Here is a 12565-nt window from a genome sequence, read left to right on the forward strand (position 1 = left end):
TGGTGACGGTGCTCGGCACCGTGCTCGGGATCGGTTCCCTTGTGGCGACGTGGGGATTCGCGCAGACCGCCGCGAACCAGGTCGCCCGTCAGTTCGACGCCGTCGCGGCGACGCAGGTGCAGATCGAGCCGGCGACGATGGCGGCCGGGTCCGAGGGCGGCACGGCCGTATTGGGCCGGCTGCCGTGGGATTCGCCGACCCGGCTCCTCCGCCTCGCGGGCGCCGAAGATGCGGCGTTGGTCTCGGGGATCGAGGTCGAGGGTCTGGAGATCACCGCGGTGCCGCGTAACGACCCCTCCGCGGTGGCGACCGCTCCGCCGAAGCTGGTGGCCGCGACGGCGGGGCTGGTCGACGTGGTCGGCGCGCGCGTCACGACGGGCCGGATGTTCGACGACGGGCATGACGCGCGCGGCGACCGTGTCGCCGTGCTGGGGGCCCGCACGGCCGACCGACTGGGGGTGGCACGGGTGGACCGGCAGCCATCGATCTTCATCGACGGTCTCGCCTACGCGGTCATCGGGGTGATCGACGATCCCGTCACCCGCGCGGATCTGCGTGACAGCGTCGTCATCCCGATGGGCGCGGCCCGGGCGGATTTCGGGCTGGGGGCTCCCGCGGAAGCGCTCGTACGCATCGACGTCGGGGCCGGGCCGCAGTTGGCGGCGCAGGCGCCGCTCGCGCTGGCGCCAGCCGAACCGGAGTCGATCGAGGTGACCGCCCCGCGGGCACGATCCGATCTCGGCACCGCCGTGCAGGCCGACGTCAACATCGTGTTCATCGTCGTCGGGGTGGTGGCGCTGCTGGCCGGAGGCGTGGGAATTGCGAACGTGACGCTGCTGTCGGTGATGGAGCGTCGCGGCGAGATCGGGCTGCGTCGTGCGCTGGGGGCGACGCGCCGCCAGATCGCCCGGCAGTTCACGGTCGAGTCGATCGTGATCGGGACGCTCGGCGGACTGCTCGGCGCGGCGTTCGGCGTTCTGACCGTCGTGGTGGTCGCCGCGACGCAGCAGTGGACGGCGATCGTCGACCCGTGGTTTGCGCTGGGAGGTGTCGTGCTCGGTGCCCTCGTCGGATGGCTCGCCGGCGGGTACCCGGCGCGGCGGGCCGCCCGGATCGAACCGGTCGCGGCACTACGCGGGTCCTGATCGCACACCCGAGGTGCACGGTCGCGGGAGCAGGACCGCCCCGGTCGGGGATGAAATCCTGCGTTCCGGGGGGGGCAAGATGGGGGAATGCGTACCGGGATCGGCAGGGGAACGTCCGCGGCGGTCATCCGCGGTGCCGCGGCGGGCCTCGCGGTCGCGGCACTCGCGCTGGCAGGGTGCGCGTCCGGTCCGCCCACCGCATCGCCACGGGGGGAACCGCCGCTGGGCGCGTATTACCTCGAAGCCTTCTCCTGGCAGGCCTCCTACGCCAGCGATTCCTCGATCGTCTCGGTTCCGGAGAGCAGGCTCCGTGCCCGCGCCGAGGAGGCGAGCGCGATCGCCGAAGAGGCCATCGTCACGTGTATGGCCGATCACGGGTTCCGTTACATCCCCGAATGGCCGGTGCCGAAGTCGGCCGGCGACGGATGGCGCCCGGATGTACGCGCATGGGTTGCCCAGCACGGCTACGGACTGTTCGCATCGCCGTACGGGCCACCGGAGGCCGAGTTCCTCCCCAATGCCGAGTATGTGGATTCGCTCCCGTCCGCGCAGCAAGACGCGTACTACGAGGCGCTGGTGGGTGCGCCGGACGGATGCCGCGACGTCGCCTACCGGGATCATCCGGTGGCTACGGCAGACCTCGATGACACGGAGGGGGAGTTCGGGCCGCTCCTGATCGCGCTCGAGGACTTCTTCTACGCTCTGCCCGAGGCGCCCGAGTTCGACGAGCTGAACCGGGAGTGGTCGCAGTGCATGGCGACGGTGGGTCACCCCGGATTCACCCGGCAGGTGGACGCCAGAGCGGCCATGAGAGACAAGATCTACCCGGTTCTGGAGGAGGGACAGGCTCTCCCCGACCCGGAGACACCCGAGGGCGAGGCGCTGGCGTCGGAGGAGATCGATCTTGCCCTGGCCGATTTCGACTGCCGTGAGCAGACCGACTACCTGCCGGAGGCGGAGCGCATCGGAGCCGGGCTGGAGCAGGAGTTCGTCGAGGAGCACCGGGCCGCCCTCGAGGAGTACGGTTCCGTCGTCGAGCGCCAGCTCGACGCGGTGCCCACCGGCGGCTGATCAGTCCGTGAGCGGGGCCACGTCGACCGAGACGCGGAGGGTCGACTTCTCGGCCTCGGTGTAGATGATGCCCTTGACCGGTGACACGTCACCGTAGTCCCGGCCCCACGCGACGGTGACGTAGCGGTCGTTCGCCCACTGGTCGTTGGTGGGGTCGATCGCCAGCCACTGGTCGGTTCCCGGCAGCCACACCGCCAGCCACGCGTGCGACGCATCGGCCCCGAACACCCGCTCCTTGCCGGGTGGGGGCTGGGTCGCCAGGTAGCCCGACACATAGCGCGCTGCCACGCCGTGGGCGCGCAGGCAGGCCAGCGCGACGTGGGCGAAGTCCTGGCACACCCCCGCGCGTGCGGCCATGGCATCCGCGACCGTGCTGGTCACGGTGGTCGCCGTGGAGTCGTACGAGAAGTCGCGGAAGATGCGCTGCATGAGGTCGGTGGCCGCTTCCCCGATGGGCCGGCCCGGCGCCAGCGACTGCGCGCCGTACGCGGTCGCCGCCTCGACGTGGCGCACCCGCGGCGATTCCAGAGCGTACTCGGCCGCCTGCCACGCGTGCGGGGTGTCGGGGTGCGCCAGCGGGCGGGCGTGCTCCCACGGCCGGGCCAGACCCACCGGGTCGTACAGCGGTTCGTGGACGGTCACCTCGCTGGTGCACTCGATCGTGAGGGCCTGGTGCGGTTCGGTCACATGGAAGTAGGTCACCGCGTTGCCGAAGTAGTCGGCATCCGCGTTGATGTCTCCCGGGCTGGGCTGCACCGACACCTGCGAGTCGGCCACCTCCTGCCACGGCAGCACGCGCGGCGTGAGGTGAAAGCGGCCGACGCTGTCTTCGACCGGTCCGCTGTAGGTGTAAGCGGTGCGGTGCCACACCCGGTAGCGGGTCATGCGCGAGTCTCCATGAGCTCTTCGATCAGCGCCAGGGACGACAGCGCCACCGCCGGCGGGCCGGACTCGAAGTGGGCGTGCGCGATGGCGTCGGCGATCTGCTCCAACTGGGTCGTGGCCTCGGCGAGGAACTCCTCCAGTTCGGGCCGCCGCTCGTCAACCACGGCGGCGAGGGCCGCCGCATCGAGCTCGTCGACGGTGGTGATCAGCTGGTCGATGAGGCGTTCGGGTCGGGTGGAGCCGGTGGATGCCGGGAGTGCCGCGACGTGCTCGCGCACCATGCGCAGCGAGAAGGCGAGCGACCGGGGGTTGTCGACGTCGAGCAGCAACAGGTCGAGCACGCTCGCGGTGCGCACCGATCCGCGATAACGCCGGCGGTAGGTCACGACGGACTCGGCGGCGGTGAGGACCGAGTCCAGCACCTCACGATCTGCGCGCGGCGATCGGCGGTCGACGGCACCCACGGTGAGCAGGTGGCACAATTGCAGTCCGCGTTCGAGGGCGCGGCCGGTCTCGATCATGTGCCAGCCGGCGTCGCGCATCATGTTCGCGGTCACCCCGTGCAGTGACAGGATCGACGCGAGCATGCGGCCCGCCGACTCGACGGTGCGTTGCGGGTGCGTCGAGGTGCGCAGGGCGCGGCGGGCGCGGTCGATGTGCGAGAACACACGCCACGTCTCTCCGGACAGCTGGTCGCGCACCCCCGCCAGAGCGGTCCGCAGCCGCGCGATCGCATGGGCCGCCGAGCCGGTGCGGTCGGTGTCGAGCAGCAGCGACCGGAACTCGGTCTCTGGGTCGTCGGAGAAACGGTCGGCAAGGCGGGCCAGCAGCGTCAGCAGCACCGCCGTGCTGGCGTCGGGCCGCAGGTGAGCGCCGGGCTGGTCGAGCAGGTGCTGCGCCGTGAGCAGCAGCCGCAGGAAGTCCTCCCCGCGCTCGGCGTAGCGGCCGATCCAGAACATGTCGGCCAGCGCGCGCGGCGCCAGTGCCGGCACAGCCCGGGCGGTCGGCAACGGGTCCACCTCGCCCAGACCCTGATCCGGGTCGGTGTCGGCGGACTTGAGCACCCACACGTCCTTCGTCGTGGGGGCCGCGCCGACGCCGGGGCGCACCGTGGCGAGGCCGCCGATCAGCGGGCGGTACGCCGATCCGTACCGCAGCGCGAATGTGCGCAGCACCATGGGGACCGCTTCGGCGTCGCCGGTGCCGCTCCACACCGGGGCCTGCGACAGCGGCAGTGACTGCTGACCGACGTAGCGGTGCGGTGTCTCCTGGATGCGGGCGATCAGTTCGGGGCGGGGCAGCTGGGCGAGCGTTTTGCGGGGTTCGTCGATGGTGCGCACGAACACGTCGGGGTCGCCCGAGCGGAGCCGGTCGATCACGTGGGCGCGGGCATCGGCGTCGCCGCACCACCATGTGGGCACCGACGGGAGCCGCAGTTGCTCGCCGAGCAGGTGTTCGCACACGGCCGGCAGTGCGGGCATGAGGGCGGGGTTCTCCAGCACACCGGCGCCGAGACCGTTGACGATGCGCACGGATCCGCGCCGCACCGCCTCGCTGAGCCCTGCCACGCCCAGCTGCGAGTCGGCGCGCAGCTCCAGAGGGTCGCACCATTCGGCATCCACCCGGCGCACGATCACGTCGACCCGCTCGCGCGGCGCGCGGGAGGGCCACCCTGCGGGCTTCATCCAGACGGCGCCGTCGTGGACGACGAGGTCTTCGCCCTGCACCAGCGGCAACCCGAGTGCGCTGGCGAGGAACGCCTGATCGAACGCGGTCTCCGACAGCGGTCCCGGGGTGAGGATGACGATGGTCGGCGCGGTGACGCCCTCGGGGGCGCTGTCGAGCAGCGACGCGTGCAGCGCGGAGAAGTAGGGCTCCATGCGGTGCAGGCTGCTCTCTTGGTAGAGCTCGGGCATCACCTGCGAGATGACCCGTCGGTTCTGCATTGCGAAGCCGAGCCCCGACGGGGCCTGAACCCGGTCGGCGAGCACATGCCACTCGCCGTCGCTGTCGCGGCCGAGGTCGGTGGCCGCCAGCAGCAGCGGGAACGGGTCGGCGGCGCTCGCGCGCGCCATCGGGCGGATGAAACCGGAGTGGCCGAGCACCGCAGCGGCCGGCACGATGCCCTCGGCCAGGAGTGTCTGGGCGCCGTACAGGTCGACCAGCAGGGCGTTGAGCAGCTCCGCCCGCTGGGCCAATCCCACCTCGAGTCGCGCCCAGGTGGCGGCATCGAGGATGAGGGGCATCGGGTCGAGCTGCCACGGTTCGGCGCCGCTGTCGGGGCGGAGGTAGGACGCGCCGTCGTCGGCGAGGAAGCGCACGATCTCGCCGTCGACGCGACGCAGCTCGTCGGGGGTGAGGGAGAGGGCTTGCTCGGCGACGGCCTTCCACCCCGGCCGCAGGGTGCCATCGGCGTCGACGACCTCGTCGAAGCGCGGCCTGGCAGGCGCGGCGAACGGAAGTGTCGGTTGGGACACCACCGTGGCGTAGTCACGGAGCACACTCACGCCGTCGCGCCTTTCTGGCAGCGGGACCGGTCAGACGACCGGGAACAGGGACACAGCAGAGCCTATCCGGCCCAGCGATCGCCGGACGCACGAAACGGGCGGATGAAACCGGCATACAGTGGTGCGGTGACCGAATCGTCCGATCCCGTGCCGTTCGCCGTACGTCCTGCCCGCACGGCGGACGTCCGCGGCATCCTCGGTCTGCTGGGGCCGTGGGTGGAGCGGCGAATCCTGCTCGGCAAGGAGCCGGTCACCCTCTACGAGGCGGTGCAGGAGTTCGTCGTCGCCGACGCGGGCGGAGAGCTCGTCGGATGCGGCGCGTTGCACGTGATGTGGGAAGACCTCGGCGAGATCCGCACCCTGATCGTGGCCGACGGCTGGGCGCACCGCGGCGTCGGCCGGACGATCGTGGAGCATTTGGAGGCGCAGGCGCGCGCGCTGGGGCTGCGACGGTTGTTCTGTTTGACGTTCGAGGTGCCGTTCTTCCGTCGCCGCGGTTTTGCGCCGATCGGCGAGCAGGTCGTCGACCCCGATGTGTATTCGCAGCTGCTGCGCAGCCCCGACGAGGGTGTGGCCGAGTTCCTCGATCTGGCGCACGTGAAGCCGAACACCCTGGGGAACACCCGCATGCTCAAACAGTTGTAGGCGCGCCGGGCGCTGGCGCGTGGGATGCCGACGTAGCCTGGCACCGTGACTTCGACCCCGCCCCGCCGACGGCGGCATTCGCCCGCCGTCTATCGTCGGCGCCGCCTCGTGGTGCTGCTGGTGCTGCTGTTGATCGCCGCGGGCGTCGCGGTGCTCATCTGGCAGCCGTGGCGCGGTGCTGCCGCGCCGTCGGCCACCCCCTCGGTGACGCCGGCCGCCGCCACCCCGGCGGTCACCGAGGCCACCCCGACACCCGCCTCCGACAGCGGTGAGTCGCCGGTGCCGACGCCCACCCCGACAGCGGTGGCGACGGCCTGCACCACGGCGGACATCACGGTGCTGGCCGAGACCGACAAGGACGCGTACGGTGCCGACGAGCAGCCGCGGCTGTCGATCACGCTCAGCAACGAGGGCGAGGTACCGTGCCTGATCGATGTCGGCACCGCGATGCAACGGTACGAGATCACGAGCGGGTCCGACACCTGGTGGCGGTCGACGGATTGTCAGACCGAGCCGAACAACCAGGTGGTCGAGCTCGCCGCGGGGCAGACCGTGTCGAGTCAGGAGCCGCTGGTGTGGGACCGCACGCGTTCCTCCGCGGGCACGTGCGCCGAGGGTGAGTCGCGCCAACGGGCCGGGTCGGGCACCTACCATCTGGAAGTCTCGATCGGCGGCATCGAGGCGGCGGACACGCGTGCCTTCGTCCTGAACTGAGAATCGCGCCGGCCGGACGATCCCTGGTGAGGCGACCGCTTCGTATCATCGCCGGGCTGGCGACGGCGCTCGCTCTTTCGTTTTCTGCGGCAACGCTGACTGAGGGGACGTGAAAAAGTCGGATTTGTCCCCCAAAGGGAGGACATACTTCCTGAGATTCACCCGATAGCATGGGGACAGCTCCCGTTGCGACGACCGCTGTCCCCACCAACGGTCGGTTGTGACCACCCCAGAGGCACGACGCGCATCCCCGGTGAGCATGGGCCCTCCCGAGTCTCCCAGTCCCCAATGGGGGGATCGTGAGGGCCCCCTCTTCATTTCGCGGGATACGCAGTGACGCGACCGTAGGCTGGACGTATGGCGGGCAAGAAAAAGGCCAGACGGGGCTCCGCTCCCGTGGAGTTCCGCAATCCTCAACTGGCGGATGCGCTGCAGACGCAGGACATGGCGTCGGTCGCCTTCGCGCTGCGCCACGGGCCGACAGTCGTGCCGCTGATGCGTCCGGGGCAGCGCGACAATCCACTCGACGGCGGCGAGGTGTGGACGTACCGCTCCGCCGACACGGGGGAGGTCGCGCTGCTGCTGTTCAGTGACGCCGCGCACAAACCTGCGACGCTGCCGCCCGCGGTCGGGCTGCAGTCACCGGGGTGGCTACGGGCGTTCCTCGGCGTGCACGGCGACGAGATCACGACCGTGTTCTTCGACATCGCCGGCCCGCATGCGATGCAGGCTTCCCCCGCCGACGTCATCGCCGCACTCGACGCATAGCAGCCCCTGCCGAGTTCGCGCATACTGCGGCGGATCTCACCGCGGGGTGACGGTTCGCGCAATCTCGGCGCGGGGTCAGAAGCTGGCGGTGTCGCCGACCGCGACGGGGTGGGCTGCGGCGAGATCGCGCAGCGCCGTGGGCAGGCTCTGCGACGCCGTGTCGATGATGTGGCGATAGCCGACGCGGGTGGCTTCGCTGCGGCGCTGCTCGTGCCGGGTGACGGGACGGATCTCGCCGGCGAGGCTGAGTTCGCCGATCGCGGCCAGACGTTGCGGGTTGGGCCGACCGGAGACGGCGCTGGCCACCGCGAGCGCGATCGCGAGATCGGCGGCAGGTTCGGTCAGGCGCACGCCACCGACGGTCGACACGTAGACGTCGAGGTCGGACACGCGCACCCGCGCCCGGCGCTCCAGCACCGCGAGGATCATCGCGACACGCGCCCCGTCGACCCCGCTGACGACTCGGCGGGGGTTGGGAGCGGAGGTGCCGATCGTGAGCGCCTGGACCTCGACCGGCAGGGTGCGCCGCCCCTCCACCGCGATCGTGACGCACGTTCCGGGCACCTGCGGGCCGTGCCCGAGGAACAGTGCGCTGGGATCGGGGACTTCGGCGATGCCGGCGTCGGTCATGTCGAAGCAGCCCACCTCGTCGGTGGCGCCGAACCGGTTCTTCAGTGCCCGCACGAAACGCAGCGACGTCTGCCGGTCGCCCTCGAAGTGGCAGACGACGTCGACAAGGTGCTCGAGGATACGGGGGCCGGCCACCGATCCGTCTTTCGTGACGTGCCCGACGATGATCACCGGGAGGTCGCGTTCTTTGGCGACGCGGATGAGGGTGGATGCCACCTCACGCACCTGACTGGGATGCCCGGCGACCCCGTCGGTGAGAGCGGACGACACGGTCTGCACCGAGTCGACGATGAGCAGGTCGGGGCGGACGGCGTCGACGTGCCCGAGGAGGGTGGCGAGGTCGGATTCGCTGGCCAGGAACAGCCGGTCGTGCAGGGCGCCGGTGCGTTCGGCGCGCAGCCGCACCTGCCCCAGGGATTCTTCGGCGCTCACGTAGAGCACGGTCTGGCCGGTGCGCGCGCCGTGCCAGGCGACGTCGAGGAGCAGCGTGGACTTGCCGACGCCCGGTTCACCGGACAGCAGGATCGTCGCCCCAGGCACCAGCCCGCCGCCGAGCACCCGGTCGAACTCGCCCACGCCGCTGGAGCGGCGTGGAGTCTCCCGGGTGTCGAGTTCGGTGATGGGACGAGCCGCGTGGAGCGGTGTCACGGCGTTCACCGTCGCCGCTGCTGCCGGCTGCCCGCCCTGCTCGACGACGGTGCCCCACTGCTGGCACTCACCGCAGCGGCCCACCCACTTCGCCGTCGTCCAGCCGCACTCGGTGCACCGGAACGTCGGGGTCACCGTCTTGCGCGCAGCCATGGCAACCAGCGTAGGCGCGGGCGCCGACATCCTGGCATCCGGTCACCGCAGCGACGCCGCGACCTCCCGCAGGGCGTCGGCGGAGCGGCGGAACAGGCCGAGCTCGGACGGTGAGAACGATGTCTCCCGGATGGGCATCGCCCCGGCCCGGCCCACGATCGACGGGACCGAGAGGGCGACGTCGCTGATGCCGTGGAAGTCGTGCAGCACCGTGGAGACCGGCATGACGGCGTGCTGGTCGTGGAGGAGGGCTTCGACGATACGCGCGCTCGACAGACCGATCGCGTAGTTCGTCGCGCCCTTGCCGCGGATGACCGTGTAGGCGGCGTCGCGGACGTCGACGGCGATCTGGTCGAGTTCGTCGACGGTGAAACGGGGCTGGCCGTCGAGCGGCGTCCATTCGAGGATGGGGACGGTGCCGATGGTCGCGTGCGACCACATCGGAAACTCGGTGTCGCCGTGCTCGCCGACGATGTAGGCGTGCACGTTCGAGGTCGCCACGCCCGCGCGGCGGGCGAGCTTCCACCGCAGTCGCGACGTATCGAGCACCGTGCCGGAGGCGAAGATGCGCTCGGGCGGCAGCCCGGTGACCTCCTGCGCGAGGACGGTGAGCACGTCGCACGGGTTGGTGACGATGACGTAGATGGCGTCGGGCGCCACTTCGAGCAACTGCGGCATCATCGTCTTCAGGATGCCGGCGTTCACGCCCGCCAGCTCGATCCGGGTCTGCCCGGGGTTCTGCTTGGCGCCGGCGGTGATCACGACGACGTGCGAGTCGGCGGCGACGGAGATGTCGGCGCCGCCGGTGACGTCGCTGGCGCCGGTGAACTGGGCGCCGTGGGCGAGATCGAGCACCTCGGCCTCGGCTTTCTCGGCGGAGATGTCGTAGAGCGCGACGTGGCGCGCCGATCCGCGGATGAGGGCGGCGTAGGCGACGGACGAGCCCACGGCTCCCGCTCCCACGACGGTGAGCTTCGAGTTCTCGATCGCGCGCATGGCCGGCTCCTTCGAGTTCCGCGGGGTTCGCTGCCAGTCTGCCAGCGTTCGCGTCGCCGTTGGGGTCGTCGCGTGTCGCCTCTACGACAAGGCGGTGACAAGTCAGTGAACGCGGGTCGCCGTGGGGGGCTCAGGTGTGCGCGTGCCCGCGGGTGAGGTAGGCGACAGGGTGGGCGACGGCCGGAACGCGGAGGTATGCGGCATCCACACCGGTCACGGTGAAACCGGCGTCGCGGACCAGCGCGGCGGTGTCGCGAGTAAGGTGGCACCCGCCGGCGAAGCGCTGCTGCAGGGGGTCGAGTCGGTGCTGCCAGCGGGCGACGCCGGAGTCGGGGGACAGTCCGTGTTCGAGGAAGGCCAGCGTGCCGCCCGGAGCGACCACCCGCCGCACCTCGTCCAGCGCACGGGCCACGTCGGGGATGGTGCACAGCGTGAAGGTCACCAGCGCGCCGTCGTAGCTGGCGTCGGCGGCCGAGACGGATGCCCCGTCGAGCCCGATCCGCTCCACCGCGACGGACGTCTGCGCGCGGCGGTGGCGCGAGAGCCACCAGGCATGATCGGAGGGTTCGACGGCGCCGATCCCCGTGACGGATTCCGGCAGGTGCGGGACGTTCAGGCCCGAGCCGAAACCGAGTTCGAGCACGCGGCCGTGCAGGGGCGCGGCGGTGAGGCGGCGGAGCCCCGCGATGTCGGGGCGGTCGAGAACGCGAGAGACTGCTCGCGGCAGGACGCGTTCGCTCCACCAGCCCATCGGATCGGCCTCCTCCCGTTCACGGTAGGGCGTGGCGGCGCCCCGGGACAACGTCTGCGCGGCATCCGGTCATTCGTCGCGGGTGTTGCGGATGCCGAGGGCCGAGACGATGCCACCGACCGCGAGGAGCGCGGCGGTGACGAGGGCGGCGCGGTGGAAGCCGGCCAGGTCGAGTGCGCCGCCGGTGATCGTGGCGATGGCGGCGATGGCGAGAAGCCCCGCGATGCGGGAGACGGCGTTGTTGACCGCCGAGGCGATGCCGGCGCGGTCGGCATCCACCGCACCCAGGATCGCGGCGGTGAGGGGCGAGACGGTGATCGCCAGGCCCAGCCCGAACACGGTCATGGCCGGGAGCACCTGCCACCAGTAGTCGAAGCTCTCGGCGACGGTGAGGAGGAGGAGCGAGCCGATGGCCATGACGATGGGTCCGACGGTCATGAACAGGCGGGGTCCGAAGCGCCCCGCGAGCACGCCGGCTCGCGAGCTCAGCAGGATCATCATGATCGTGGTCGGCAGGCTCGCCAGGCCCGCGAGGGTCGCCGACAGTCCGGCGCCCTGCTGCAGGTAGACAGCGAGGACGAATCCGTTGAGGGAGAGGGCGGCGTAGATGAAGAAGGTGGCGAGGTTGCCGCTGGCGAAGGTGCTGCTGCGGAACAGGGTCAGGGGGAGGAGGGGAGTGGATGCCGTGCGCTGGCGCCACACGAATCCGCCGAGGCTGAGAATGCCGACCACGAGCATGGTCCACAGCGGGCCCGGCGGGCCGCCGGCGGGCAGTTCGATGAGGGCGAACACGGTGAGGCCGAGGCCGAGGACGCAGAGGGCGGCGCCGATCCAGTCGATGCGGGCATCCGGGCGGCGCTGGTCGGTGAGGTGGAGGCGGGCCAGCATCCACAGGGCGAGGCCGATGGGCAGGACGTTGATGACGAACACGAGGCGCCACGACGAGTAGTCGACGATGAGCCCGCCGACGAGGGGGCCGACGACCATGGCGCCGGTGGTGGATGCCGTCCACAGGCCGATCGCGCGCGAGCGCACCGGTTCGCGCATGGTGGAGGTGATGAGGGCGAGGGAGCTGGGGACGAGGAACGCGCCGGAGGCGCCCTGGAGTGCGCGGGCGGCGATGAGGATCTCGATGGTGGGGGCCGCGGCGACGGCGAGTGAGGTGATTCCGAAGCCGATGAGGCCGATGCGCAGGACGAGAACGCGACCGTAGGCGTCGCTGGCGGCCCCCGCGACGAGGATGAGCGCGCCGAGGGTGACGAGGTAGGCATCCACGGTCCACTGCTGGGTGCTGAGCCCGCCGCCGAGCTCCCGTGCGATAGCAGGCAGCGCGACGTTGACAACGGTACCGTCGAGGAACGACACGAATGACCCGAGGATCGCCACCGCGAGGACGAGGCGTTGCTGCCCCGTCATCCGTTCCACCATGCGATCACCCTACGGCCTGAGAGGGGGGGGCGGGCTCCCGGGGATTGGCGCAGGATCGGGAGGTCGCGTAAACTCTCCCGCGGTGACGTGTCCGAGCGGCCGAAGGTGCAACTCTCGAAAAGTTGTGTAGGGTAACCCCCTACCGTGGGTTCAAATCCCACCGTCACCGCCACAGCGAAGGCCCCGAGATCCTTGAGAAATCAAGGGTTTCAGGGCCTTTGTCA

General features: G+C 70.9%; 11 protein-coding genes and 1 tRNA gene. 6 read left to right on the forward strand and 6 right to left on the reverse strand.

Annotated elements, in window-relative coordinates:
- Together ACK5KK_RS13385 and ACK5KK_RS13390 are read left to right on the forward strand one after the other, a co-directional pair.
- Nucleotides 1–1145 (forward strand): ABC transporter permease (locus tag ACK5KK_RS13385; RefSeq protein ID WP_416890583.1); only part of this gene is annotated, 1145 nt, incomplete at its 5' end.
- 87 nt (nucleotides 1146–1232) lie between these two features.
- Entirely contained in the window at nucleotides 1233–2216 is a 984-nt protein-coding gene (locus tag ACK5KK_RS13390) for a hypothetical protein (RefSeq protein WP_416890584.1), read from the forward strand.
- Here ACK5KK_RS13390 and ACK5KK_RS13395 read toward each other — a convergent pair whose 3' ends face one another.
- Together ACK5KK_RS13395 and ACK5KK_RS13400 are read right to left on the reverse strand one after the other, a co-directional pair.
- Nucleotides 2217–3101: a transglutaminase family protein gene (locus ACK5KK_RS13395; protein ID WP_416890585.1), complete on the reverse strand. Its 885-nt coding sequence runs from the start codon at nucleotides 3099–3101 to the stop codon at nucleotides 2217–2219.
- Nucleotides 3098–5608 carry a circularly permuted type 2 ATP-grasp protein gene (locus ACK5KK_RS13400; RefSeq protein WP_416890586.1) on the reverse strand — a complete coding sequence of 837 codons (2511 nt, stop codon included), beginning with the start codon at nucleotides 5606–5608 and terminating at the stop codon, nucleotides 3098–3100. The genes ACK5KK_RS13395 and ACK5KK_RS13400 overlap by 4 nt, the downstream gene beginning before the upstream one ends.
- Before the next feature lie 126 nt (nucleotides 5609–5734).
- Between ACK5KK_RS13400 and ACK5KK_RS13405 the strand changes: the two genes are divergently transcribed.
- The 3 genes from ACK5KK_RS13405 to ACK5KK_RS13415 all read left to right on the forward strand — a co-directional run bounded on the left by ACK5KK_RS13405 (nucleotide 5735) and on the right by ACK5KK_RS13415 (nucleotide 7735).
- The gene (locus ACK5KK_RS13405) at nucleotides 5735–6253 is read left to right on the forward strand and encodes an amino-acid N-acetyltransferase (protein WP_416890587.1); all 519 of its coding nucleotides are present in this window, start codon (nucleotides 5735–5737) and stop codon (nucleotides 6251–6253) included.
- 45 nt (nucleotides 6254–6298) lie between these two features.
- Nucleotides 6299–6967, forward strand: coding sequence for a hypothetical protein (locus ACK5KK_RS13410; RefSeq protein ID WP_416890588.1), 669 nt, complete (start codon nucleotides 6299–6301; stop codon nucleotides 6965–6967).
- 357 nt (nucleotides 6968–7324) lie between these two features.
- Nucleotides 7325–7735 carry a dehydrogenase gene (locus ACK5KK_RS13415; protein ID WP_416890589.1) on the forward strand — a complete coding sequence of 137 codons (411 nt, stop codon included), beginning with the start codon at nucleotides 7325–7327 and terminating at the stop codon, nucleotides 7733–7735.
- A gap of 75 nt (nucleotides 7736–7810) precedes the next feature.
- Here ACK5KK_RS13415 and radA read toward each other — a convergent pair whose 3' ends face one another.
- The 4 genes from radA to ACK5KK_RS13435 form a co-directional block, all read right to left on the reverse strand.
- Nucleotides 7811–9166, reverse strand: a complete 1356-nt coding sequence (gene radA / locus ACK5KK_RS13420; protein ID WP_416890590.1) for a DNA repair protein RadA — start codon at nucleotides 9164–9166, stop codon at nucleotides 7811–7813.
- Between the two features lie 42 nt (nucleotides 9167–9208).
- On the reverse strand, nucleotides 9209–10162 hold the full coding sequence (locus ACK5KK_RS13425) for an L-lactate dehydrogenase (protein ID WP_416890591.1): 954 nt from the start codon (nucleotides 10160–10162) through the stop codon (nucleotides 9209–9211).
- Between the two features lie 130 nt (nucleotides 10163–10292).
- The gene (locus ACK5KK_RS13430) at nucleotides 10293–10913 is read right to left on the reverse strand and encodes a class I SAM-dependent methyltransferase (protein WP_416890592.1); all 621 of its coding nucleotides are present in this window, start codon (nucleotides 10911–10913) and stop codon (nucleotides 10293–10295) included.
- A 69-nt stretch (nucleotides 10914–10982) separates the two neighbouring features.
- Nucleotides 10983–12341, reverse strand: a complete 1359-nt coding sequence (locus ACK5KK_RS13435) for an MFS transporter (RefSeq protein WP_416890593.1) — start codon at nucleotides 12339–12341, stop codon at nucleotides 10983–10985.
- Between the two features lie 81 nt (nucleotides 12342–12422).
- Here ACK5KK_RS13435 and ACK5KK_RS13440 point away from each other — a divergent pair.
- Nucleotides 12423–12513 (forward strand) — tRNA-Ser (locus tag ACK5KK_RS13440).
- Nucleotides 12514–12565 lie beyond the last annotated feature (52 nt).

Source organism: Microbacterium sp. (assembly GCF_047972865.1).
Taxonomy (GTDB): Bacteria; Actinomycetota; Actinomycetes; order Actinomycetales; family Microbacteriaceae; genus Microbacterium.